This window comes from Candidatus Avelusimicrobium sp. (genome assembly GCF_051874775.1).
In the GTDB taxonomy this organism is placed as follows: domain Bacteria; phylum Elusimicrobiota; class Elusimicrobia; order Elusimicrobiales; family Elusimicrobiaceae; genus Avelusimicrobium.
This window is the reverse complement of record NZ_JBJEGE010000008.1, coordinates 79,578-104,561: the sequence shown is the minus strand read 5'-3', so window position 1 is coordinate 104,561 and position 24,984 is coordinate 79,578. Positions and strand designations below refer to the sequence as shown.

Below are 24,984 nucleotides of genomic sequence, written 5' to 3'. Positions count from 1 at the left end.
ACTTCCTGTTTTTAATCTCTTAAATCGCCCTCCGCGCGCCAAGGATACCAATAGGCGTCTTCTTGGAGCTGGGCTTGTTTGAGGGGATCTTTCCCGCAAATAATGTTGATACGGAACGCAAACGACAAGTTGTGGTTGCGGTCTCGCAGGGTTAAATCTACACGTGCGTCGTGAAACGTATATCCCACGCGCAGCAATTTGTTAAATCCTACCGTACTCCCGCGAAAGAATACGGCATCTATCCCGAAATCGGCCGTCCATTTTCCGCCTTCCGGCCGGATTCCCCACGTAGTGGTGGCGGTATATCGGTCCGCATTGGTTTCATATAAAGAGCCCGGGTCCGTATAATCGGAAAAATTATTAAATCCAAAACCGATCAGATGGTTCTTTATCATAAAGTTAGACTGCGCAATAAAACTGACGTTTTTCTTTTCTAAGTCGTACTGGTCCTGCAAAAACAAATTTATTTTTCCGTCGGGTGAATTATACCCCCATTCCAACAGCAGCGGTTCTATGCGTTCTTTTAAATGATTCCAGCTGATTTCTCGTCCGTAGCCGTCGGTTAAGTCGTACGTGTAATCGGAGAGGTTAAAACCCGAGCCAAACCGTACATAGGTGTTAAACGTTGGGCGGTAGTAGTTGTTGAAATACAGGTGGTTGCGTTCAATACCTTTGTCGGGGGAAAGTTGGTCCGACGCTAATGTTCCTGTAGAAAGGCGTTTGGTAAACTGGTAACCGAAATCAAACGTGCCCAGTGCTGTGCGGGTTTGCAGATTTAAATCGGTGCCGATGCGCGCGACCCACGCGTCTTTATTGTCGTACTGTGTGTCGGTAAACGTGACGGTTTGGTCATAAAATACGCTGGGGGCGAACGCCAGTCCGCGCATCAGGCGAAACGATTTTTCCGTTGTCCAGCGGGCGTGAGCTTGGCGTTGGTAAGGGCCTTCTTCATTGGGAATACCGTTTTTGTATTGCAGGGTAGAGGTGTTGTTGAAATCTATTTCCAACCGGTTGGCCGTTTTGAAAATGGGGTCGTTAAACGGCAACAGCATAAAATTGATTTCCGGCAGCGTGCGTTTTTCGGCCAAAAATTCCTGCTTATCCCACGCAAAGATATCTTTTTCCTGATAGTTCACGCGGAGCGTGGATCGGCGCGTTTGGCGGGAGAGCGAGAAATTTGTTTCTTGGTCCGGCATAAAGATATACGGGTTGCTGCGGAAAAAGGTATCGTTAAAATACGGGTCCGACACTTTGCGAAATTGCGTTTGAAATTGATATAAGGCGCCGTTTGGGTTATTGAAATGATCCGAGGAGTCATACATCTCCCACCAGTATCCACCCTGAACCCCCCAGCGTTTGGAGCTGTTTAAGTCGATTTCGGTATGGTCGGCTTGGTCGTCAATATACAAAAATTCGCCTGAACCGCGTAGAGTGGGGGATTCCACGGCAGTCAGTCCGCCGCCAAGGCCCACGCCGGATTTTGTATAGTAGTCCAGCATAATTTTAGGGCGCAGATTGAGAACGGGCTGAAAAAGCGTTGTTGTTAAAACGCCGAATCCGACTTTGTCGCTTTGAGTAAATTCCACGTAGGTCGTCCACGGTTTTTGGGACTCAAGCGACCGCCAAAATACCGGCAGCCACAAGACGGGCACTCCGTCCAACTTAAATACGGCATTGGTACCGAATACGCGCTTTTGCGGAGACACGCTTAATTTGCCTACGGAAACGGTATAGTGCGGGTCCGGCTTATTGCAGCAGGTTACTTCGGCTCCGCGCACAATTTGTTTGCCGTCTTTAGACGAAATTTGTTTGGCGCCAACAATGCGGATTGGCGGATATTCGGTAGTTAAATTGTCGGCGGTAAAGTCTTGTGTCGTGTAATTAACGGAGACATTTTCTCCGTGCAGTATGCCGCCCTGTCCATCCTCTACGGTAATGGGGCCTACGGAGGTGATGGTGGTGTTGGGTTGATCGAACGTGATATTTTCGCCGGTAACGGTGCGTTTTTTTCCGTCGGGCGTTTTTTGGATGAGGGTTACATTTCCCGTTAGGTTGATTTTTTTATCATTTGGTTCCAGAGTAGCTTGGTCAGATGTAAAATAAACAAAACCGTCTCCGTCCGGCGGCGGCAGCGTATTGTCCGCAGCGCAGGCGGGCACGGCGGCGAAAAGGAGTGCACATAAAAGTTTCAGCGGGTTTACTTGCATAGGGTATGGTCTTTCTGTGCGTGATAAATGGCGTACATAGCTGCGCCAACTCCTCCGATATTGGGGTTTTGGGAAACTAGAATTTTCAGCCGCTTAAACGGCGTTTGAATTTGTTGGTGTTCAAGAACACGTTTTAAAGCGGGCATAAAAAATTTGGCTGCGCCGGATACGCCGCCTGTCAGAACGACGGTGTCCATATCCAATACAAGCGTAAAATTAGCAATGCCGATACCCAAATAATAGCCGGTATCTTCCCACACTTTTAAGGCGGACTTACAGCCTCTTTCCGCCGCACGGGAAACGAGTTCCACTTTAAAATCTTTTTCCGCGTTGACCAGTTTTGCCAGTTCGGAGGAGGGATCATCGAAAACAGCATCCATTACACGGCGTTTGATGCCAATGGTACCCACGAACGATTCCAAACATCCGCGCGCACCACAGCCGCACAGCGGGCCTGTAGCGATATCGGCTATTTTTGTGTGTCCGATTTCTCCCGCAGTACCATTGGAGCCTTGATAGAGTTCTTTGTTGATGATAAGTCCTCCGCCCACACCCGTTCCAAGCGTAATTACCAAAATGTTTGTTCCCTGCCGTTTTAAGTCTGCTTCATATACTCCCCACGCCGCAAGCGTGGCATCGTTGGCGATGCAGGGTATAACGCCTGTATGCTTTTTAATCATTTCGGCAAGCGGCCAATCTTCCACGTCTTTAAATTTTAAATTGGGATTGTAGCGCAGGATGCCGCGCTGGTTGTCTACGTCCCCGGGGGCGCCGACGGCCACGGCAACGCGCTGGTCCGGAAATTCCTGTTGGATGGCATTAATAAAATCCCCGATCTGGGCGATAAACCCTTTGGCTCCGCGGGAATAATCGGTTTCCATTTTTTCTTTGCGGAAGATTTCTCCGTGTTCGTTCATTACAAACAGTTTTACAAAAGTTCCTCCAATATCTACTCCGATGCCGATCATAAATCTTGCTCCTTGCTTTTGGGATGTGCGTGATGGTACACGCTTTTCAATTTTTCCAGCGACACGTGTGTATATACTTGCGTCGCCGCCAAGCTTTGGTGCCCCAGCATTTCCTGTAAACTCCTCAAGTCGCAGCCGTTGTTTAAAAGATGTGTGGCAAACGAATGGCGCAAGCTGTGGGGCGTCACTTTGCGGGCCAAATGGGCAGAAATGGCCGTATTTTTAAAAATATACGCAAGGCCATCGCCCGTCAGCGGTTTGCCGTGCGCGTTTAAAAACAGCGCATCCTGCGGTTTGGCTATAGGGCGGCAGGCCAGATAATCTTTCAGTGCGGCGAGCGCGGCGTCCGTTACCGGCACGAGGCGCTCTTTGTTCCCTTTTCCGAGTACTTTGACTACGCCGTTAAAAAAATCTACATCTTTTACTTTAAGCCCGGTCACTTCGCTGCGGCGCAGGCCGCTTGAGTACATCAGTTCAAAAAGCGCTTTGTCGCGCGGGGCGAAATTTTTGCTGTGCGCGGCCGCTTCCAGCAGGCGGTCCGTTTCCGGTACGGTCAAAAATTTAGGCAAAATTTTCTCGCGTTTGGGCGCGGGCAGCAGTTTGAACGGGTTGCTGACCAGTTTGCCCTGCTCCAACAAATACGCCGCAAAACTGCGAAGCGCGGCGATTTTACGTAAAACCGTATTGCGTGAAACGTGCTTTTCCGTTTGCGCTCCGGCCAAAAAAGAACGGATATTGGCCGGGGTAAAAAAGCGCAAATCTTCCTGCCTGCGGGTTTTTGCAAAATGCAAAAACTCCGTTAAATTTTCCCGATATGCTTTAACGGTATAGGGCGAAAAATTTTTGTTTTGCAAATGTAATAAAAATGCTTCCACCCAGTCTTTCACGCAGGACCTCCGGAACTATTTTTCCGCCGCTTGTTTGGCCGCGTGCGCTTCTTTAAATTGGGCGATTTCTTCCGGCGTGACGGTTACAATCGTTTTGCATTTGGGATAACCGGAACAGCCTAAAAATTCGCCGCGTTTAGAGTTGCGCAGTACCATCGGCTTGCCGCATTTTTCGCAATTGCGGTCCGTAACGATGGGGCCCGCGGAGGCTACTTTGTTGCCTTGCGCGTCAATCGAAAATGTATTTTTGCATTTGGGATAAGCCGAGCACGCCAAAAACTTACCTCGCCGTCCCATACGGATGACCATTGGCGAACCACACTTGTCGCAGCGTTCGCTGGTTTGTTCGGGCTGTACTTTTTCGCCGGAACTCGTTAAGTTGACTTTTCCCTTGCACGTGGAATCACTGCAGACAAGGTATTCGCCGAAGCGGCTTCTTTTCTTAAGCATCATTTTGCCGCAGATGGGGCATTTTTCATCCGTTTCTTTAGCGGCGGGGCGCTGCATACCTTTGTCGGCTTCGTCCAGTTCGCGTTTAAAATTACCGTAGAAGCCGCTTAAAAGTGCCACCCATTGCTGGGCGCCTTCGGCCACTTGGTCAAGCTGTTCTTCTACGCCTGCGGTGTAGGACAAGTCCATAATTTCTTTAAAGAAATCCTTTAAACTGTCCGTAACCGTGATGCCCAAATCCGTTGCCACCAGTTTACTGGTTTTAGGTTGGCGGGCAATGTATTTGCGATCCAAAATCGTTTTAATGGTAGGTGCGTAAGTGGACGGGCGGCCGATACCGTGTTTTTCAAGTGTTTTGATCAGGCTCGCCTCGTTATAGCATGGTGGGGGAGTCGTTTTATGCGCTTTAGTGTTAAGCTCTAGTAGCGTCAGTGTATCCCCTTCCGTGAGGACTGGCAGCAGTGCGCTTCCGTCCTCTTTATTATTATCCTCTTCGTCGTCCTGATCTTTATAAATGGATAAGTACCCCGCAAATTTGACCGTGCGTCCGCTGGCGCGCAGTTGACATTCCTTATTCTCTCCGGCGGCGATGTCAATCGCCACGGTATTAAAGACTGCGTCGGCCATTTGGCTGGCTACAAAGCGCAGCCAGATAAGTTCGTACAGTTTGTACTGATCGGCCGTCAGGTAAGGTTTCATATGCTGCGGGGTGCGGCGTACGTCGGTGGGATGGATAGCCTCGTGGGCTTCCTGCGCACCCATTACTTTGCTTTTGTAAACGGGCTGTTTGGCGGGAACAAACTGCGGACCGTATTTTTCGCCGATGAATTTTTTGGTCTGTTCCTGCAAGAGTTTGGATACGTTAAACGAGTCCGTACGCATATACGTAATCAAACCGACGGTCTGTCCGGCGATTTCAATACCTTCGTAGAGATGTTGGGCCGTCATCATTGTTTTTTGGGAGGCGAAACCCAATTTGTTATATGCGTCCTGCTGCATAGAGCTGGTGATAAACGGCGGTTTGGGTTTCTGTTTGACCTCTTTCTTTTCCACTTTAATAACGGTGTTGGGCCCTTTACGTAAAATATCCGAAAGCGGGGCCAGCTTTTCGGGCTTGTCAAAGACCGTGGTTTTTACTTTGTAATCTTCCGCAAATAAATGGTGCGTAGTGGTTTGTTCCACATTTTTACCCTGCCATTTGGTGACGCGTGCCCAAAATTTGGGAGCGGTTTGCGGTTTTTCAAATTGTGCGCTGATTGTCCAGTATTCCTGTTCTTTAAACGCAGCGATTTCTTTGGCCCGTTCTGCAAGAAGGCGCACCGCTACGGACTGTACGCGTCCGGCGGACAGGCCGGACGTAATTTTGCGCCACAAGAGGGGGGATAATTTATACCCCACAATGCGGTCTAAAATACGCCTTGCCTGCTGGGCGTTGACGAGGTTATCATCAATTTTGCGGGCGTGTTCAAAAGATTCCTTAATGGCAGTAGGCGTAATTTCGTGGAAGAAAATGCGCTGGTACCGTTCTTTTGGCAGTTTTAACAATTCCACCAAGTGCCACGCGATGGCTTCACCTTCGCGGTCAGGGTCGGTGGCAAGATAAATTTCGCTGGCGTTTTTGGCGGCGGCGGTCAGTTCCGCGATTAAGCGTTTGGCGCGGTCCACGGGTACGTAGGTGGGTTTAAAATCGTGTTCGATATCGACGCCGATATCTTTGGAGGGCAAATCGCGCACGTGGCCGAAGGAGCTGCGTACAATGAAGTCGTTGCCTAAAATTTTGCTAATTGTTTTCTGCTTGGTGGGAGACTCCACAATTACCAATTTTTTGCCTTTTACGTTGGGTGTTGCCATAATTCACTTCCTTATAAAGTTAAAATTTGCTCTTGCTGTACAGGCCGTTTTCACAAGCCAGAAAGCCTTTTACTTCCAATTCAAATAAAAGCCCCGCCGTTTCGGGCACGTCCGCACCGATGGCGTCGGCCACTTGGTCCAAACTGGCGAATCCTTCGCCCACGGCCTGCATTACTTCGCGTTGGCGGGGCGTTAAATCGTCTTGCGGCTTGTCAGGTGCTAAGGAGGGCGTTTCAAAGAAACGCGGGTCCAACCCGAAACGAAGCTGCTGTGGTATATAGTCTAGTATATCTGCGGCGGACGTTACAACCCCCGCCCCTTCGCGGATGAGGTGGTTGGGGCCGGCCGATTGCGGGCTGTCTATCGGGCCGGGTACGGCCAAAACGTCTTTTCCCATTTCCAAAGCGAGTTTCGCGGTAATCAGTGCGCCGGACTTGATTTCTCCTTCTACCACCACTACAGGTTGCGAGAGCGCGGCGATAATACGGTTTCTGCGCGGAAAATGGAACGCATTTGGCGGCTTATTAAAAGGAAGTTCGGAGATGATTGCACCGTTGTATTCCAAGAGTGCGCGGGCGAGTTGACGGTTTTCCGGCGGGTAACAGCGGCCTACGCCCGTACCGATGACGGCCACCGTAGGTTTTTTTAGACGTACCGCGGCGGCGTGGCATTCGCTGTCCACCCCGCGTGCCAAACCGCTCACGACGGTTACGCCTGCCTGCGTTAAATCTGTAGCCAGTTTATTGGCGGCTCTTCTGCCGTACGGTGTGATTTTGCGCGTACCTACCATTGCCACGCACGCTTGCTCTTCTGCGGGCAGTTTACCGAGCACATACAAGGCAAGCGGGGCTTCTTTAATGTTGCGTAAAGACTGCGGGTATTCTTCGTCTTCGGGAATGTAGATGTGCCCGCCGAGTGCGGCTGTTTTATCCCATTCTTCCTGCGGGTCTATGGCGAATGCGTCGTGCAGCAGGTGGGCTGCGGTGGACGGGTTTAAATTGGCTTCGCGCGCCAGCGTTTCGGCATCTTGGCGAAGGATTTCTTCGGCCGAACCGAAAATTTCAATAAGTCGTTCGAGCCAGTCAGCGCGAAAAAACAGGAAGGCGTTTAAGCGGATGCGGGCCAGCCGTTCGGCGGCGGAGATATTCGGGTTCATCAGATGTCCGCCACTCCTTTGCGGTCCAGCGGGCGGTATTGCATTACTTCCACCAGGTGTTTGGTTTCAATGTCCGCTTTTTGTTCAAGGTCGGCGATGGTTCGCGCCGTTTTTAAAATTTTGTCAAGGCTGCGCGCGCTTAAACCGAATTTGCGCATGGCGGCTTCCAAAACATCGTCCGCTTCGGCGGGGAGTTTGCAAAATTCTTTAATTTGCTTCGGCGTCATAAACGCGTTGGCCGTGGTAGGCGTGCCGGCAAAACGTTTGCGCTGGACTTCGCGCGCTTTTAACACGCGCCCGCGGATAGCGGCGGAGGATTCCCCTTCGCTGGTTTTGGTCCAGTCCGTATATTTGACGGGATTTAAATTGACGGTTAAATCGATACGGTCCAGGAGCGGCCCCGAAATGCGCGATTTGTAGCGGTTTACCTGCATCGGCGAGCAGGAACACGGGTGGAGCGGGTCCCCCAGGTGCCCGCAGGGGCACGGGTTCATGGCTGCCACCAAGGTAAATCGGGCGGGATAAGAAACCGTTTCTTTGGCGCGGGAAATGGTTACCTGGCCGTTTTCCAACGGTTCGCGCAGAACTTCTAACGAAGAGCGGGAAAATTCGGCAAATTCGTCTAAAAAGAGCACTCCGTTGTGCGCAAGCGACACTTCGCCCGGGCGGGGGGAGGAACCTCCGCCGATGAGCGCTACGTCCGAAATGGTGTGGTGCGGATCCCGAAACGGACGCTGTGTCAGCAGTTTACTTTTTCCCATTAAATTGCAAATGGAATAAATTTTGGTAATTTCAAGCGATTCTGCCTGCGTGAGCGGCGGCAAAATGCCCGAAAAACGTTTGGCCAGCATGCTTTTGCCCGTGCCGGGCAGGCCAATCATGAGTACATTGTGTCCGCCTGCGGCCGCAATCTCGAGCGCGCGTTTCGCAAGAGCCTGGCCTTTGACTTCTGAAAAATCAAGCTCCGGCAAAACCTCTTCTTCTTTTTGCGGGATATAGGCGATTTTAACGGCGGACTCTTCGGCTTTTCCTTCCAGATAGTCGGCCAGCTCTTTAAGCGTATGCGGGGTGATAAAATCCGCGCCGGACACCTGCCCTTCCAATACGTTTTGGGGCGGAATGACAGCCGTTTTGCGCTGGTCTTTGCAGGAAATTAACATGGGAAGCACCCCTGCGCAAGGGCGGAGCGATCCGTCCAGCGCGAGTTCCCCTAAAACGAGCAAATCTTTCAATTTGGCCGCGGATTGGGGCGAAAGCTGTTCGCTGGCGGCCAGAATACCCAGCGCAATCGGCAAATCAAATTGCGTGCCGCTTTTGCGCAGTTCGGCAGGACTTAAATTGACGGTAATGCGTTTGGTGGGAAAATCAAACCCGCTGTTTCGTACGGCGGCTACGACGCGTTCCTTGCTTTCGCGCACTTCCGCGTCCGGCAGCCCGACAACGGCCAACGTGGGCATACCGGGCGCAATGTCCACTTCCACGGACACGGCAAAGCCTTCAATGCCTTTTATGGCTCCTGTACAAACGTTGGCCAGCATATTAGTTAAAACTCAACACAATGGCGGACGGCGTAATCGTCACCACGGTAAAATTGACGTTGTATTTGCGGATAATCTTGGCGGCCAGTTCTTCGGGTGTAGCAATATTGGCCGCAATTTCAAACTGCGCGCTGGAATTAGCATAGCGCACCAGATTGAAATCTTCAATTTCGCGCAAGTCTTTAAAGATATTTTGAATTTGTTTCAACCGTTCAATCGTATTTACGTCTTTGACGGTTACATTAAACGTCTTGGCCGAGTTAATGGCCGCATTAACGGGTTCGGCCAGCTGTTTGGCGGCAGCTTCGCACGCGGCGGAGATGGATTTCTGCGCAGCGATATCCGGCAGCGGGTCCAAACCGGATAATTGCTGTGCGCCTTCGGCCACCAACGCATAGTTGTTGGCGGCGTAGGTGCGGATGTTGGCGCGCGCACGGTACGTTTTAAACGGAGAGGTGTTGCCCGCCAGCGTAACGAGCGGATTAGTTTCTACGTTTGCTACAATAACAAAGCGCGCTCCTTCAGTGCGGGCTTTGTCAATAACCGAGGTGGGTTCTTCAATATTATTTTGGCTTAAATTATCCCCGTTTACGAGCGCAAACGGCTGGTTCTTTAAAGCGCGGTAAATGGCCTGTTTGCAGTCTTGACGCAGGGAGATGTCTTCTCCGTTCATTTCGCGGGAAGTTACTAAAATGGTGGTTTTTTTGGCAAACGCGTCGGACTCGGACTGTTTGATAATCTCCCCGATATCTTTTACAAGTACCATCGCTTTTATGCGCGTAAACCATTGGTCGCCTTTGCGGTAAGCTTTTTGAACGTGGCTTCTGCGGATAAAACCGGCGGTTTTGGAGGTAATTTTGTCTTCCACAAGCTGCGCTTGGTCCACCGTTGTGGCAGAAGAAATAAATACGCCTGCTACTTGTTCTACGGCGGTGCGCTGGGCAGCTAAGACGCCGTCTTTTTTCATCTGTTTTAAATTGTTTTCGTCGTAAGGAACGAGCGATTCCGCATATACGTATTCACCCTCTCCTTTCGGTCCGATACGAATTCCGCTGCAAGCCGCGCAAAATACCGCCGCTGTGAGCAAACATAAAATTGATTTCTTCATTATTTATCCTCCGGATCCAAACCGGCTTTTTTAAGGCGTTCTCTGTTTAGGCGCATAATGACGGTGCATCCGCCGTCCTCCATATATTCCGTAGAAACAAGTTCCATTTGGCTGATGACGCCGTTTGTAGCTGATTCAATCGTGCTGCCGGCGGATACCGCATCCACTACTTGCACATTTGCTTCCAAATTCGCGCCGTAAAGCACTTCGCTGGCACGCTGGTAGGCGTGAGCAATGGCCGCTTCTCGGCTCATAATACGGCGTTGTGAATCGGTTTTATGGTTTGGATTGGCCGCGCCGAAACCGCGCACCCAGAGATAGTCTCCGGTTAAAAGGGTGTCGTTAAAAGCGGGTGCAATCGCACCGTTTTTGACAGCTGTTTTTAGCGTGGAGCCGCAGGCGCACAGGCACACGGCAACGGCAAGAAGCGTGCAGATTTTTTTCATAGCGTTACCTCAACAATTCGGAAATCACTTTTACGTATGTGCTCGGCACTCTGACATCCTCAAAATTGATGATGCCGCAGCGTATAAGCATAATTTCCAACATATGTGTGAGAATATCGTAAAAGTTTTCGCGCACAGAGGGTTCGCACACCTTTAGTGAGGGACCCAAAATAACCGCGCCTTTTAACTTTTTATTGTCACACAAATTAGCAATTTTAAAAGCCGATGAAATGATGTTTTCTGTGGAATATGAAGAGCGGACCGCAATTTCAAACCCGCCCGGAATTCCTAATTCTTTCGCGCGTTGTTTCAGCGCATATACCATCCAAGGCATCATATTGGAGCTGTCGTGTGGATAGAAGAACCCAATCCTGCCCCAATCCGTCTGAGGACAGGCCGTGATAGCGGTAATATCCGACGGCTCTATGGTTAGCAATTCGCTGGAAGCGTCTTCTCCCGAAGTGGCCAATAATTTTTCAAAAATTTTAGCTTGGGAGCGGTCCTCTTCCCGCATATTCGGATACATTAAATTCTCCAACACTTTTAAACGGCGGATACTGCGTGTAATGGTGCCCAGCGTCATATGTGAGCCGCCGAAGAAAGCGGAAATTTGGGAGTCATTTAAATCGACCCCGTTGTCCAACAGCATTTTCTTTACAATTTTTAAATACGTGGAACCGCCTGGTTGTTTTAATTCGGAAATCCACCCCGAATCCAGTTTAAAGCGGATCAGTTGTTCTAATTTCTCTAAGCTTTCCGGCGGATATTTAGATGTAATCACAATCTGTTTCTGTTCCCGCAGGAATTTATTTAAGAGGGCGGAAATATGGGTACGGTTTTGTTCATTGACGGCGATCAAGTGAATGTCGTCAATCAAGAGAACTTTTACCGTATCCATAAATTTTTCAAATTTTTCGATATTGCCTTCCATTACATAACGCTGTATGCCGCGCGAAAGGCGCACGCCGTTGGTCATAAAAATATTTTCTTGTCCGTATTTTTGGGAAAACGCATAGGCCATAGCGTTTAAGAAATGGGTTTTGCCGGTGCCGGTGGTCCCGTGGAAAACAAGCGGATTATACAGCTTACCCGGATTTTCGATAACGGAAATGGCTGTTGCGTGTGCAAAACGGTGGACAGAAATTACCATATTCTCCAGCGTATATGTGGGAATCATTGGTACTTCAAGCGGCCAATTATGTTTCTTTAGTTCCGAAAGCGGCAGCTCGATGGAGTGGTCAATCGTTTTTGTTTTCTCAATAACGGGGTTAGGTGTTACCGCCCGCGGTTGTGCCGGCGCAGCCGGTGAGTGATGGATAGATGCCGTTGGTGGTACAGGCTGCGCGGGAGCTACGGTTTTTTTAGGTTGGGCAAACTGCGGCGTAGACTGAACGGGTGGAACCGGCTGTGCGGGTGCGGCTTCCTGCTGTTTTTGTGTGGGCACGGGAGCCGGCGGAATCGGAGCTTGCGGTGCGGGTGGTACGGGCTGCGTGGAGGCGATTTTGCGCCGAATGCGGAAAGTGGTTTTTTCTTTGATATTTTCTTCCATATTGGGTTCCCCTGTATTGACTTCGGTTTTGCGTGTGCGGACCGGTGCCGTAGTTCGTTCATTGACGGGTTTAGCTGTCGTAGCGGGCTTCGGTTCTGAATATAATGGCGCGTTGGCAGACTGCGGGACTGGTGCGGCCTGCGGTTGCAAAGGTTGTGTTTCCGGTGCCGGTGCGGGCTGCGGTTTTGCGAGAACCGGCGGTGCAACCGATGCGGACGGCTGCGGAGGAGCATAACTTTTATGATGCATTACGGGCGGGTCTTGCGTATTGTGGAAAGATTTTTCATATTGGGTACGCATAATTTCCGTATTAAGTGTAGTTTCCAAGTTGAATGTTTTTTCCAACGTATCTACTTGTTGCCCGCGGATAGTAATTTCCGGCAGATCATCTATGAGTCCTGCGGGAGAAATCGGTTTAGCACCGGTGCGTACAGGAGGAACCGTATTGGTTAGATTAACCTCTTCCGGCATTGGATCGGCGGCGGTAGCTTGTTCTATTTCTACCATATCATCCTGTCCGTGTGCTTGGCGGACCGTAAAAAGCGTGGGGGCGGGAGTTCTGTCTACTGTATCAGGCAGGGGAGTATCCAGCTGCGAGAAAGAGAACGTATCTTCCTTTGCGTTTTTCGGTTCGGGTACCGCAGGAATAGCCGCACCGATGCTTTCATTTCCTTGCGGCGTTTGCGGTTCCGGCATACTGACGGTCAAATTGATAGGAGCGTGCGCACCGTCCATTTTTTCCTTTTCTTTTGGGTTATTTTGTGTTTCCTCCGGCAAAGGAGATCCTGCGGAAGACACCACCGTATCTGTCTGTTGGAGTGTTTGCGGAAGCCCTTGCGGCGGCGTTGTGTTAGCGTGTTGGACAAAGCTGAGGTCCTTTTTCGACAAACCGTCGGTAATGGTGTTTAAATCTTCTAACTCAATGATGCAAGTTTGGTCTTTAATTTTTTGTTCAAAAACATTAAATGTTTCTTCCAGACTGTCTTTTCCATCGGCCAAGTTGCCCATTTTTTGTTCGCGCTGAATTTGAGAATTTTTCACCAGTTTCTGATTTTCTAAATCCAGAAACATATCATACTTGGTTTCCGCGGCGAAAATATCTTCCAAAGGCATTTTGTCTAGCAGCGTACCTTCCATATCCTTAATCAACATATCTTTGTCGTTGATGGTGATCTCACCAGAGGTGGCGGAGAGGTCATTTTGTTGCGGGGGCTGGATATTGGGTGCTTGCGGTGCGGGCGTGCGGAAAAAACTGTCGGCAGGTTCAATTGTGCCGAAAGAGTCGTTCGTCGCATTGCCGGTCTTATCCGCGTTAAAAAGGGGATCTCCTAATATGCCGCCGGAAGTAAACTCGTTTACTTTGCGGCTTTGTTCTGCAACTTCTGCTGCGGCGGTGCGAATTTTTTCGATGGTTTCTTCGTCAATAGTCTGCGGCAATTCAAATGCGTAAACATACGGCGCGATAGCGGGTATAGGCTCTTGCACAAAACCTTGCAGTTTTTTAGCGATTAAGTGCGCGTCATACTCTGTGCCGTCCGTTACCAACGTGTAACGCAGACCGCCCGATTGCGAATCCTGCCGAGCGAGAATATCCCAGTTATTAATCATTTGCCCTCGATAATTTTTACGCCGCTGCTGGCGCCGATACGGGTGGCTCCGGCCTTGACCATAGCGTCAAAGTCTTCGCGCGAGCGGACTCCGCCTGACGCTTTTACCTGCATATTGGCGGGAACGGACGCGCGCATAAGTGCTACATCCGCCACCGTGGCCCCGCCGCCGGTAAATCCGGTGGAGGTTTTTACAAAATCGGCTTTGGCTTCTGCGGCCAATTTGCAGGCTTTGACTTTTTCTTCTTCCGTCAGCTGCGACGTTTCAATAATAACTTTTAAAATTTTGCCTTCACACGCTTTACGTACGGCGGCGATGTCATTGAACACGGTTTCATAGTCGCCGCTTTTAAGAGCGCCGATATTGATCACCATATCGATCTCGTCGGCGCCATTTTTTAAAGCGTCCGCGGTTTCGTATTCTTTGACGGCCGTAGTGTTGGCCCCCAGCGGAAAACCGATGACCGTACACACTTTTACGTCCGCTCCTTTCAACAGTTCCTTGGCGTACGTCACCCAGTACGGGTTGATGCAGACGCTGAAGAAGCCGTAGGTTTTGGCTTCGTCGCAAATGCGGCGGACGTCCTCTTTTGTGGCGACGGGTTTTAAAATAGTGTGGTCAATCAGTTTTGCCGGATTCATACGAAATACCTTATTTATTGAAGTTGATAATTCGGGCGAATTTGTCCGCAATTAAAGACTGTCCGCCCACGAGTGCGCCGTCCACATCGGGTTTGGCCATAATTTCGTCGACATTGGAGTCTTTTACACTGCCGCCGTAAAGAATGCGGGTGGCTTCGGCAAATGCGGGAGAATACGCTTTGGCCAAGTATGCGCGGACGTTGGCGTGAACTTCCTGTGCCTGTTCGGGGGTGGCGGTTTTGCCGGTGCCGATAGCCCATACGGGTTCGTAAGCGATGATAATACCGTTTAATTGTTCTTCGGTAAAATCTTTAAGACCGTTTTTGAGTTGGCTTTCAATTACTTCCAAGGTTTTTCCGGCTTCGCGTTCTTCCAAGGTTTCGCCGACGCAGAAAATAACTTTAATGCCGTGGCGCAGCGCGGCGGCCACTTTTTTATTTAAAATTTCGTCCGTATCACCGAAAACGCTTCTGCGTTCGCTGTGTCCGATAAGGGTAAGCGCGGCGCCGGCGTCTTTGGCCTGCACGGGGGAAACGGCACTGGTGAAAGCGCCTTTGTCTTCCCAATGCACGTCTTGGGCGGCGATTTGAATTTCGGAGCCTTTGGCGAGTTCCGCCACTTTAGCAAGGGAGGTGTAAGAAGGAGCGACGATTATTTCTACATGATTTTTGTTTCCGGCTTTGGTCAAAGCGGTGATGAGATCGGCCGATTCGGCCAAAGTGTTGTGCATTTTCCAGTTTCCGGCGATAATGGGAGTTCTGTTGGTCATTGTAAATTCCTCTGAAAATATAAAATTACGGCGTGTTCCCGTTATTAGGCGGGAATCTTCCTATTAAATACTATCATAAAGTAAGCAAAATGGAAAGGGTTGTTTTGGGTAAGGGAGCACCGCTGGGAATATTGTTTCTTTGTTAGCGGCATTTCTAAAATAGGGTGGCTCAAGTAATCAAAGGAGCGCGGACAAATGGGGAGTCCAGCCTCTGGGCTTGACCCGTTTTTTTTTTTTGATATATTAAGAATAATTCTGATTAACATTTATTTTGTGATATCACTTTGTGAAATTACGGTTTTTAAGGAATAATCTTATGTATCAAAAATACGGGTTTACGTTAATAGAGCTGTTAGTAGTTGTTTTAATTATCGGCATTTTAGCGGCTGTTGCGCTGCCGCAGTACCAGACGGCGGTGGATAAGGCAAGATTGGGGAAATATTTATCCTTAGGTAAAAGTATTAAACAGGCTGAAGAAGCTTATTATATGTCCAATGGGGCGTATGCCTATAATTTATGGGATTTAGATGTAGAATTGCCATCCGGTTGTGAAGAATTACTTGGGAGTGGTATGCGTAATACAGCGGTTTGCTCTGCAGATGGTATTATGATTAATAATCATGCCGGTTCCTATACTTCTTACGGATATTTTTTTATCGCTTTATGTCCTAACGGATTAACTTCTTGGTCGGCTTGCGTTAAGGGATGTATTGCCTCATTAATATTTTATTTTGATAATGCAGCGAAGAACGGCGGTCAAATACAATGTATACAGCCCGGAAACGCGCGCGGAAAACGGTTGTGTAAAGCAATGCATTTGCCAGTTAAAGAGGGTTTTTGATCCCTTTAAACCGCCGTCAGGCAAATGTTGTATTTGTCCGCCAGTTTAATGACTTCTTCCAAGTCCAGCACTAATGTTTTTTCCGCTTCAAACGCCAGTACGCCGATACCCGCTTTGTGCAGGCTTTCCAGCGTGCCTTTGCCGATGACGGGCAGGTCGTAGCGGGAGTCTTGGTCCGGACGGGCCACTTTAACGGCCGCCACCGCTAATTTTTTATCGGCTGAGTTGCAGTATAGTTCTCCAGCGCGCAGGATGCATTTATCCGTTCCTTCCATTCCTTCCACCGCAATAACCGCGTTTTGGCTAACTACGCACGTCAGTCCAATATCCAACGCGGCCACGGCTTTTGCCGTTTTGTATCCGAATGCAATTACTTTTTTTTCTTCTTCCGTCGGTTTGCGCGCGGACCACACGCCCGCCTTGGGCATATAATCTTCCAAAAACAGGGCGGAATTGGTAAACTCCAGTCCGTCTTTTTTAAATTCCTCAATGACGCGCGAAAGAATGTTTTTGGTTTGCATATTTTTTAGAGAGGCTAAAAACTTGGCTCCGCGTAAATCCGGCATTAAATTGGAAAAAATAGACGTGTGCTGTACGCGCCCCGCCATTAGTATGCGCGTGACTCCGTGCTCCTTAAAGAAACGGATACACGCGCCCATCTGCCCAAGCCGCAGCGGTGCAAATGCGTCAGCAAGGTTTTTATAATCTTCTTCTTTGGCGTTTCCTTTGGCGCCGGCGACGTACACTTCAAACCCCTTGGCTTTAGCTTTTTGGGCAATGTATACGGGCATTTTGCCTTCGCCGGCGATTAAGCCTATTTTATTCACCGTCATTTTCATTTATTTTGCGTTTGGCTTGTGCCACACCGCGTTTGGAAGCTTTGCAGAAATCAATTAAGTGCTGCACTTCGGCGCAGGGATTTTTCGCTTCCAATTCCTCACACGCTTCAAGTAAGCGTTTGTCGCTTCTGAACAAAATTTTATAGGCGCGTTTGATTTCCATAATGGTTTCTCTCGTAAGGCCTGCGCGGCGCATACCTACGATGTTGAGCCCCACAAGGCGCGCCCGTTGGCCCTGTGCAATGCAGAAAGGGGGAATATCCAGCGGGAGCATCGCTCCGCCGGAGAGCATTGCCATAGTGCCTACGCGCACAAACTGGTGAATACCCACCATACCGGACATTACCACGCGGTCCTCCACAATTACGTGTCCCGCGACACCCGTAGAATTGGCAATAATGATGTTATTGCCCAGGTGGCAGTCGTGCGCAATGTGCGCATTAGCCATTAACAGGCAGTTATCGCCGATGGAGGTGGGAGCGTTTACATCCGTAGAACGGTGAATAGTAACGCATTCGCGGATTTTGTTGCCGTTTCCCATCGTGACGCGGGTAGGCTCATCTTTATAAGATAAATCCTGCGGTTTGACGCCGATAAATGCACTGGCGATGATATCGTTGCCGTCGCCCATCGTGGTATTTTCAATGACGCAGAACGGGCCGATGCGGTTATTTTTTCCGATGACGACGTCCGCCCCGATAATAGTATACGGACCGACGACAGTAGACGGATCAATCTTGGCGGACGGGTCGATAATAGCGGTGGGATGGATGTTAGTCATTGGAAGATTCTCCTAAAATAAAGTTGAGGGTGGCTTGTGTGCAAAGCTTGCCGTTTACGTAGGCTTCGGCGTAAATTTTGGAAATTTTACCCAGACGCAACACTTCAATGGGCATTTTCAGCGTATCGTTGGGAAGGACCATACCGCGGAATTTGGCTTCGTCTATACTTAAAAAAAGCGGAATTCCTTTCCCTTTTGATACGGTACTCATAATCGCGCCGCCGAAGGCTTGGGACATACTTTCCACTACAAGTACGCCGGGCATAACCGGATTGTTCGGGAAGTGCCCTTGAAAATAGTATTCGTCCGCGCGTACGTGGCGGATTCCCAAATACTTTTTTCCGTGTTCCAACACGTGTACTTCGTCGACCAACAGGAACGGGTCGCGGTGGGGAATGTTGGATTTGATTTGTTCTTGATTCAGCGTTTCCAAAACGGGAAGCGTTAAGAATTCTTTTAAATTGGCGGATTTTGCGCTCATTTTTCCTCCGAATTGGCCAAAAGAATTTTGGCGAAAATAACATTGTGTTTGTGGCCGCCGCGGGTGCATGTAATTTTAAGCGGCGGCAGTTTGCGGCCCGTAAGGCTTAAATCGCCTACAAGGTCCAAAATTTTATGGCGGACGAGTTCGTCCGGATAGCGCAGTTCGTTGGCAAATTTATCTTTGCCTACGATAACAGCGTTTTCTAAATTTCCGCCTTTGGCCAGTCCGTGTGCTTTTAAAAAGGCCAGTTCTTCTTCAAACCCAAACGTGCGCGCGCGGGAAATTTCTTTTAAATAGTTCTCCGGTGTAAATTCAAGCGTATATTCCTGCCGCGCCACCAAGGGATGTTTGTGCAGGAATAAAAAGGTAAACGTCAGTTTGTCAGCCGGTTCGGCACTGTAGGAAATCTCTCCGCACGAATAGGTGATTTTTTGTTTGATGTTGAGTACGGGCTGTTCGGATCCGAGATCTTTGACGCCTGCTTTCTGTAATGCATCGGCGAAGATATCACTCGCCCCGTCGGTAACGGGCGGTTCAGGCCCGTCCATTTCCACGGCCGCGTCGGTAATGCCCAAGGCGTGCAGCGCAGACAGCGCGTGTTCCACCGTCCATACTTCGGCAGTTTCGTTAATTAAATTGGTACCGCGCAAGGTGGAACCTACATTGTTTACGTGCGCCAAAATGGGTTTGGCAGCGGGTAGATCTGTACGCAGAAAAGTAATGCCGTTTTCGGCGGGTTTAAACGTCATTGTAACGGGTACGCCCGTGTGCAGACCGATTCCTTTAACGACGGCAGGTAAAGCAAGGGTTTTTCTCATAATTAAAGTCCTAGCAATTTTTTTAGTTTTCCGAAAAACGAAAGGTTTTTCGCTTCATTCATTTGTTTTTTGAACGCTTTAAATTCTTTATTGATTTCCGGCAGTTTCCGTAATACAGCCAACTGGCGGAAGGCTTCTTTTTGCGGCATAGCCGGATAGCCGAAATACGTTGCTCCGGCGGGGATAGAGCCCATCACGCCGGATTGTGCTCCCACTTGCGCGCGGTCACCAATTTTCATATGGCCGGCGAGTCCCACCTGTCCGGCAAGAATCACACCGTTTCCAATATCGGTCGTCCCTGCCACGCCCACTTGCGCGCAGAGAATACTGCTCATCCCAATACGCACATTGTGGCCGATTTGGACGAGATTGTCTATTTTGGTGTTATCTCCAATGACGGTAGACGAAATTTTGGCTCGGTCGATACACGTGTTGGATTGGATTTCCACGTCGCTCCCGATAACCACATTTCCAATTTGCGGAATTTTTTGGTGGCGGCCTTCGTGAAATGTAAAACCAAATCCGTCCGAACCGATTTTTGCACCGGCTTGTAAAATGACATAATCTTTTAAAATACAATCCTCGCGGATGACGACTTGCGGATAAATATAGCAGTTTTTCCCGACGGTAACATCTTTTCCGATATAGCACTGCGGAAAAATAACGGTGTTATCTCCAATGACGGCGCCATCCTCAATGACCGTATACGCGCCGACGGAAACATTTTCGCCCAGCTTGGCGTTTGGACTGATGACGGCTGTGGGGTGGATGCCCGCGGTATGTTTTTGGCGTTTGGCGTCGGCATATTTCATTAACATAATAAACGCCCATTCAGGATTTTTAGCGTAAAGAAGCGCGCCGTTAAAAGGGAGCTCTTTTCCTTTGGCTTCTTCGGGCACAAATAAGGCGGCAGCTTTTAAATCTTTTAATTGGTCTGCATGTTCCAGTCCGGTAAGGTAGCAAACGCCGCCTTCCTGTGCGTCATCAAGCGCGCAGAGCTTGGTAACGGGCGTCTCTTCTTTTCCGGCGGTTTCTGCGCCGGTAATTTTGGCAATTTCGGTTACGGTTAAGTTAAACGTCATACAAAGTTCCTATTTACCGCGTTTGCGGTATTTTTTTGATTTTTTGAGCCGGCTGACGAAATCTTTCGTTACGTTGACCGGTTTTTCGCCGTAGAGAATTTCATCTTTGCGTACGACTGCGCCGATGTTTCTCTTTTTGGCGAAAGATTTAATTTCCGTATAAATGTCCTTCAAAATCTCGTTTACTTCTTTCTTTTCCAACTGTAAAATTTCTTCGCGGGTGGTATATCTATAATTATCAATAAATAATCCGCGTTCCGCAATAATTTTTTTATTGGATGCAATACGCGCCTGTAAATCTTCCAGCCGAGCGGGCGTGTTGAGGGGGCTTGTGGATAAAATTTCCGCACCCGAAAACGTCAGGCGGTTGAGCACATTTCCCAATAGGAGCGCGTCAGCGCTTTCCTCTATTTTGGGCTGCAGCGGCTGCGGTTCCACCACAATACGTTCGTAAAACGGTTTCAGTTCACGTATCTGTGCCGACAGCATTGCGTTTTCCTGCGCCAATACTTCAATTAGTTGCTTGGCTCCGCGCACTTCGTCCTCTTTTGAAACAATTTTCAACCGGATTTGTTCCTTTACCGCCACTGTGCGCGGGTGTTCGTTGAAAGCGACGTCAATGTCCACGAAAGCTACCGTTAAACATTTTTGCGGTTTAGGATCCTCCTCCTCTTTCTCTTCTGATGCTGTTTCGTCGGGTTCAGCTGTTGCGTCTTGGTTGTTTTCATCAAGGGCCTGCTGTTTTGTTTCTTCCGAAAGCGTGATTTTTTCTGCCGTTGTAGTTTCTTTACCGGGCGGTTCGTCCTGCCGTGCCTGCTTGGCCAAAATAGCGGCTACCGCCGTTTCTTCTTCTGTCGTCAGCGCGTCGGCGGACATTTCCTGTGCTTGCAGGAAAGGAGCCGTTATCAGTAAAGTTAAGCACGCCAGCGTTTTTTTCATAAACTTCTCTACATCATATTTGAAATGTTGAAATAGAAGTGGGAGCGGTCCTCGTTCGGGCCGTGGTTAAGACCGTACCCCCAGTCGATGCGAATGGGCAGCGACGGAGTGGTAAAGCGCAGTCCGACGCCTACACCCGCTTTAAATTGGTTTTCATCCGGCCCGAGTGAAAAGTCCAAATCATCAAAATGGTTCCACGAGTTGCCCAAATCAAAGAAGAAGGCAAACTGCGCCATATTTCTTCTGCCTTCGCGTGCCAGCGGGAAACGCAATTCTGCGTTCATTACGTAATACATATCTCCGCCGTATTCGGGACCGATTTCGCCCGCGCGCTCATAGCCGCGGATTGTATCCGCGCCGCCCAAGAAAAATTTTTCAAAGGGAGGTACTTCTTTAGTGCGCCCGTATGCTTGCACGGAGCCGAATTTGTTGGACAGTACAAAAACAATCGGATAATTTCCGCCTACGTTCAAAACGGTGTAGTTAAAAATAGAACGCGCGTTTAAGTACCACAAATCAAGGTCCGCGCCAATCGGGCCGCCCGCCAGCGCAAGACCAATGGAGTTGCGCCACCCGCGGGTGGGATCCCAGATGTTGTCGCGCGTGTCAATCGCAAAGTCCGTGCTGATAGTGGACATATTGGTAATCCCTTTGGCGATACATTCGCTAGGGTTTTTATCCGGCGAGCAGATGAAACGTTCTTCTACATCGTAAATATCAATGCGTTCAAACGCATAGCCGAAAGAGAGTTGGTAGATGTCGTCATTAAAACGCGGGCCGACTTTTACGCGTCCGCCGATACGTTTTTCAGTATAGGCTTGGTTATCATCGGCAAACGAGCGGTAGCGGCGGGTATTAAATAAGTCTACGCCCAGCGAGGTGGGTTTGTCGTAGATCCACGGAGTGGACCAGCTGACGGTATAGTCCAAAATTTCTTTACCGAACAGCGTTCTGAGTGACAAACGCTGCGCGCGGCCAAACAGGTTCATATGGTTAATAGAAAGTTCTCCGTACAAGCCGTCCATAGAGCTCATTGCAAGGCCCGCCGTAAACATTCCGGGTCGGCCTTCAACAATGTTGAAGCCGAGGTCCACTTTCTGCGGATCGGCGGTGGGCTGCAGGTCTACTTGTACGTCGTTGATAAATCCGAGGTTTAAAATTTTCGTTTGGCTGCGGCGGATTTTTTCGTTATCGTACACATCACCGGACTTGATGGAAAGCTCGCGCGTAAAGACGTATTTTTTAGTGTTCGTGTAGCCGGTAACGTCGATATGGTCAATGTAAAAAATATGCCCTTCGGCAATGTCGAACGTAAGGTTTAATTTTCCGTTTTGGATGTTTTTTACGGGGGTTACGCGGGCTTGCAGATACCCTTTATTGGCATACTGCTCTTGAATGGCGGTAATGGTGTCATCGAAATCTTTTTGGTTATAGAGGTGTCCTTCACGGAAGAAAACCTGTTTTTGCAGTTCTTGCGGCGTAAATACGTTGTTGCCTTCAAAAGACACGGTGCCAAAGTCCACTTTTTCGCCTTCGGTTACGTTGTAAGAAATGTTAACTTCGGTTTTGGCGTCGTTCATATCCACTTGCGGGGCTGAGAGCATAAAGTCCGAATACCCTTTGTTGCGTCCGTAGAGAATCATTTTGACGTAATCGCGCTGGAGATTTTGCGGTTTAAACACTTTGCCTTCGCGGTTGGAGGCTTTTTTCAAGATTTTTTCGGCAGGCAGTTCTTCCGCGCCGTTGAGTGTGACTTTGCCTACGCGTACGCGGTCACCCTCGTTAATGACAAGTTCTACATATACGACGCCAAGCTTTTCGTCTTTGGTAATTTCGTACTGTACATCCGCACGGACGTAGCCTTTTTCGGCGTATTTAGCCTTGATACGTTCCAAGTCGGCTTGTAATTTGGCTTCATTAAACGGATCTTTAATTTTAAGCGTCATCGCTTGTGTGATGGCGCCTTTGCCGAGGTGTTTGCGTCCGCGGTAAGTCAGCCGGTCGAAAATGGGTTTTTCCGCGACGATGTAGGTAATACGGTGGCAGGGATAAAGCGCTTCACCGCCGTCTTTGTCTTTGCGGGAGCCGGACATTGGGGAAATGTCCACTTCTACACTATCAAAATTTCCCAGTGCGGAAATACTTTGAATATCTTCGGATACTTGGTAGCGGTCGTACAGAACACCTTTTTTTGCGGAGGCGGCTTTGGTAACGGTTTTGGGGCGGATATTTTTTACGCCGTCTGCTTCTACGGCGCAAATCATCCACGGCCCGTTGGGGTTCATTTCCGGCTGCACAGATTCTTCCGCGCGCGCGTACGATAAAGATAAAAACGCCGCAAATGTAACTGCGGCCAAGCGTTTAAATAACGTAATAAAGCCTCCCCTTAAAAAAAGCCCGCACTTACGGTGTAAAGCGCGGGCCTGTATCGTTTAAAAACGATTTATTTGGTGGGTCTTTGCGCCAAACCGCTTTTAATGCAGCAGGTGCAAACATAGGCGGTTTGAGTTTTGCCGTCCAGCACCACTTTTTGTTTCTGTAAGTTGGGTTTGAAGCTTCTTTTCGTTCTCATATTGGAGTGGCTGTAAGAACCGCCGGAGACAGGAGCCTTGCCACATACTGCACATTTATACGCCATAGTTTCCTTCCTTATAACTGAATTAAATTTTATATTTACATTTTAGTAAATAATCGCGGGCGTGTCCAGACTTATGCCTCTTTGGGCGGGAAAATTTTGCTGGCTAGTATGCTTAAAGCCAAAACGCCTACGATAACGCCCAGCGAAGCCGCCACCGGAATTTTGAAATGGTGCGATAAAAGCATTTTTGCACCCACAAAAAATAAAATGACCGAAATACCATATTTAAGATACGGGAATTTTCCCGCCATTCCCGAAAGCAGAAAATACAGCGAGCGCAGACCGATAATCGCAAAAATGTTAGACGAATAGACTAAAAACGTATCCTGTGTGATAGATAAAACAGCCGGAATGGAGTCCACCGCAAAAATCAAGTCCGACATTTCAATCACTACCACTGCGGCAAACAACGGCGTAGCAAAGCGTTTGGCGTTTTCGATGACGAAGAAATTTTCTCCGTAATAATCGGTTTTGAGCGGAATAATTTTTTTAAGCGTTTTTAATACCCACGAGTTGGAGGGGTCGAACGAGTCGTCGTCTTTTTGGAAAAGCATTTTGGCAGCCGTAAATACAAGCAGCGCACCGAAAACGTACATCGTCCACGAAAACATAGAAATTAATTTTACGCCCAGAAAAATAAATGCAAAACGTAAGACTACCGCTCCTAAAATTCCCCACAAAAGCGCTTTGGGCTGTAAGTGGGACGGAATAGCGAAGTAGCTGAAAATCATAATAAACACAAACATATTGTCTACGGACAAGGAGTACTCCAGCACATAGCCCGTGTAAAATTCCAGCGCGTGGCGCGGGCCTTCCATCAGCCAAATCGCTCCGCCGAAAAGTCCGGCCAGCGTTACCCACGCGCAGACCATCAGCGCGGCTTCTTTTACGCTTACTTTGCCGTGATGTTTATTTAGAACGGTTAAATCAATAAATAACGCCGCAAGGACGGTTACCCAAAAGGCAAGCCACATAATGGTGGAAACGGCGGTGGTGACGGGTTCCATTTTGACTCCTCAAAAGTAAAGATATATAAATTATAGCAGTTTGAGTAAGCGGGGGGGAAAAAACGCTTTTAAAGAGAGGGCGCGAGAACGAAGTCCGCGCGTAAAATAGGCAGCAAAAAAGCCGAGGATGGGAGTCCCCTACGGTCTTTTCCCTGACGGAAAAAGCCTTCGGGCCGGGCCTCGCAGTTTTTGCCTTGCGCACTTGGCAGGCGCAAACAAAAACATCGCTCCGGCCTTCTCCTCCCAACGCGCACCAAGCAGTTGGTGCGCTTCCCTGCTGACAAAAATCCACCCTTACGGGTGGATAAAGTCAGCCGAGGATGGGAGTCCCCTACGGTCTTTTTTCTGACGGAAAAAGCCTTCGGGCCGGGCCTCGC

At 49.1% G+C, this 24,984-nt stretch carries 21 protein-coding genes; 1 reads left to right on the top strand and 20 read right to left on the bottom strand.

Going from position 1 to position 24,984, the window contains the following annotated elements:
* Positions 1–11 precede the first annotated feature (11 nt).
* Genes lptC through tpiA form a run of 11 tightly spaced genes read right to left on the bottom strand, consistent with a single transcriptional unit; the run spans position 12 to position 15,178 of the window.
* A complete protein-coding gene (gene lptC / locus ACI351_RS01435; protein WP_439733478.1) occupies positions 12–2,207 on the bottom strand; it encodes an LPS export ABC transporter periplasmic protein LptC in 2,196 nt (731 codons plus the stop codon).
* The gene (locus tag ACI351_RS01430) at positions 2,198–3,175 is read right to left on the bottom strand and encodes an ROK family protein (protein ID WP_439733477.1); all 978 of its coding nucleotides are present in this window, start codon (positions 3,173–3,175) and stop codon (positions 2,198–2,200) included. The genes lptC and ACI351_RS01430 overlap by 10 nt, the downstream gene beginning before the upstream one ends.
* The gene (xerA, locus tag ACI351_RS01425) at positions 3,172–4,062 is read right to left on the bottom strand and encodes a site-specific tyrosine recombinase/integron integrase (RefSeq protein WP_439733476.1); all 891 of its coding nucleotides are present in this window, start codon (positions 4,060–4,062) and stop codon (positions 3,172–3,174) included. Before xerA ends, ACI351_RS01430 begins: the two co-directional genes overlap by 4 nt.
* A gap of 15 nt (positions 4,063–4,077) precedes the next feature.
* The gene (gene topA / locus ACI351_RS01420) at positions 4,078–6,363 is read right to left on the bottom strand and encodes a type I DNA topoisomerase (protein ID WP_439733475.1); all 2,286 of its coding nucleotides are present in this window, start codon (positions 6,361–6,363) and stop codon (positions 4,078–4,080) included.
* A 19-nt stretch (positions 6,364–6,382) separates the two neighbouring features.
* Positions 6,383–7,519: a DNA-processing protein DprA gene (gene dprA, locus ACI351_RS01415; protein WP_439733474.1), complete on the bottom strand. Its 1,137-nt coding sequence runs from the start codon at positions 7,517–7,519 to the stop codon at positions 6,383–6,385.
* Positions 7,519–9,057 (bottom strand): YifB family Mg chelatase-like AAA ATPase, encoded by a 1,539-nt coding sequence (locus ACI351_RS01410; protein ID WP_439733473.1) that lies wholly within the window; start codon positions 9,055–9,057, stop codon positions 7,519–7,521. Before ACI351_RS01410 ends, dprA begins: the two co-directional genes overlap by 1 nt.
* A 1-nt stretch (position 9,058) precedes the next feature.
* Positions 9,059–10,165, bottom strand: a complete 1,107-nt coding sequence (locus tag ACI351_RS01405) for a hypothetical protein (protein WP_439733472.1) — start codon at positions 10,163–10,165, stop codon at positions 9,059–9,061.
* A complete protein-coding gene (locus ACI351_RS01400) occupies positions 10,165–10,611 on the bottom strand; it encodes a hypothetical protein (RefSeq protein ID WP_439733471.1) in 447 nt (148 codons plus the stop codon). Before ACI351_RS01400 ends, ACI351_RS01405 begins: the two co-directional genes overlap by 1 nt.
* 4 nt (positions 10,612–10,615) lie before the next feature.
* Positions 10,616–13,768 (bottom strand): DnaA ATPase domain-containing protein, encoded by a 3,153-nt coding sequence (locus tag ACI351_RS01395; RefSeq protein ID WP_439733470.1) that lies wholly within the window; start codon positions 13,766–13,768, stop codon positions 10,616–10,618.
* Positions 13,765–14,409, bottom strand: a complete 645-nt coding sequence (gene deoC, locus ACI351_RS01390) for a deoxyribose-phosphate aldolase (protein ID WP_439733469.1) — start codon at positions 14,407–14,409, stop codon at positions 13,765–13,767. The genes ACI351_RS01395 and deoC overlap by 4 nt, the downstream gene beginning before the upstream one ends.
* A 10-nt stretch (positions 14,410–14,419) precedes the next feature.
* Positions 14,420–15,178, bottom strand: a complete 759-nt coding sequence (gene tpiA / locus ACI351_RS01385) for a triose-phosphate isomerase (RefSeq protein ID WP_439733468.1) — start codon at positions 15,176–15,178, stop codon at positions 14,420–14,422.
* Between the two features lie 286 nt (positions 15,179–15,464).
* On the opposite strand from tpiA, the gene ACI351_RS01380 reads away from it, so the two are divergent.
* Complete coding sequence (locus ACI351_RS01380) at positions 15,465–16,019, top strand: type IV pilin protein (protein ID WP_439733467.1); 555 nt, start codon at positions 15,465–15,467, stop codon at positions 16,017–16,019.
* Positions 16,020–16,024: 5 nt separating this feature from the next.
* On the opposite strand, the gene ACI351_RS01375 is transcribed toward ACI351_RS01380, so the two are convergent.
* The 9 genes from ACI351_RS01375 to ACI351_RS01335 all read right to left on the bottom strand — a co-directional run bounded on the left by ACI351_RS01375 (position 16,025) and on the right by ACI351_RS01335 (position 24,607).
* Positions 16,025–16,858: an LpxI family protein gene (locus ACI351_RS01375; protein WP_439733466.1), complete on the bottom strand. Its 834-nt coding sequence runs from the start codon at positions 16,856–16,858 to the stop codon at positions 16,025–16,027.
* A complete protein-coding gene (gene lpxA / locus ACI351_RS01370) occupies positions 16,839–17,639 on the bottom strand; it encodes an acyl-ACP--UDP-N-acetylglucosamine O-acyltransferase (protein WP_439733465.1) in 801 nt (266 codons plus the stop codon). The genes ACI351_RS01375 and lpxA overlap by 20 nt, the downstream gene beginning before the upstream one ends.
* Complete coding sequence (gene fabZ / locus ACI351_RS01365; protein ID WP_439733464.1) at positions 17,632–18,120, bottom strand: 3-hydroxyacyl-ACP dehydratase FabZ; 489 nt, start codon at positions 18,118–18,120, stop codon at positions 17,632–17,634. The genes lpxA and fabZ overlap by 8 nt, the downstream gene beginning before the upstream one ends.
* Positions 18,117–18,941, bottom strand: a complete 825-nt coding sequence (lpxC, locus tag ACI351_RS01360; protein WP_439733463.1) for a UDP-3-O-acyl-N-acetylglucosamine deacetylase — start codon at positions 18,939–18,941, stop codon at positions 18,117–18,119. The genes fabZ and lpxC overlap by 4 nt, the downstream gene beginning before the upstream one ends.
* Positions 18,942–18,943: 2 nt before the next feature.
* Positions 18,944–20,023 (bottom strand): UDP-3-O-(3-hydroxymyristoyl)glucosamine N-acyltransferase, encoded by a 1,080-nt coding sequence (lpxD, locus tag ACI351_RS01355; protein ID WP_439733462.1) that lies wholly within the window; start codon positions 20,021–20,023, stop codon positions 18,944–18,946.
* A gap of 9 nt (positions 20,024–20,032) precedes the next feature.
* Positions 20,033–20,962, bottom strand: coding sequence for a hypothetical protein (locus tag ACI351_RS01350; protein ID WP_439733461.1), 930 nt, complete (start codon positions 20,960–20,962; stop codon positions 20,033–20,035).
* Between the two features lie 8 nt (positions 20,963–20,970).
* Positions 20,971–23,319 carry an outer membrane protein assembly factor BamA gene (gene bamA / locus ACI351_RS01345; RefSeq protein WP_439733460.1) on the bottom strand — a complete coding sequence of 783 codons (2,349 nt, stop codon included), beginning with the start codon at positions 23,317–23,319 and terminating at the stop codon, positions 20,971–20,973.
* An 86-nt stretch (positions 23,320–23,405) separates the two neighbouring features.
* On the bottom strand, positions 23,406–23,600 hold the full coding sequence (gene rpmB / locus ACI351_RS01340) for a 50S ribosomal protein L28 (protein WP_439727318.1): 195 nt from the start codon (positions 23,598–23,600) through the stop codon (positions 23,406–23,408).
* A gap of 71 nt (positions 23,601–23,671) precedes the next feature.
* Positions 23,672–24,607: a TerC family protein gene (locus ACI351_RS01335; RefSeq protein WP_439733459.1), complete on the bottom strand. Its 936-nt coding sequence runs from the start codon at positions 24,605–24,607 to the stop codon at positions 23,672–23,674.
* Positions 24,608–24,984 lie beyond the last annotated feature (377 nt).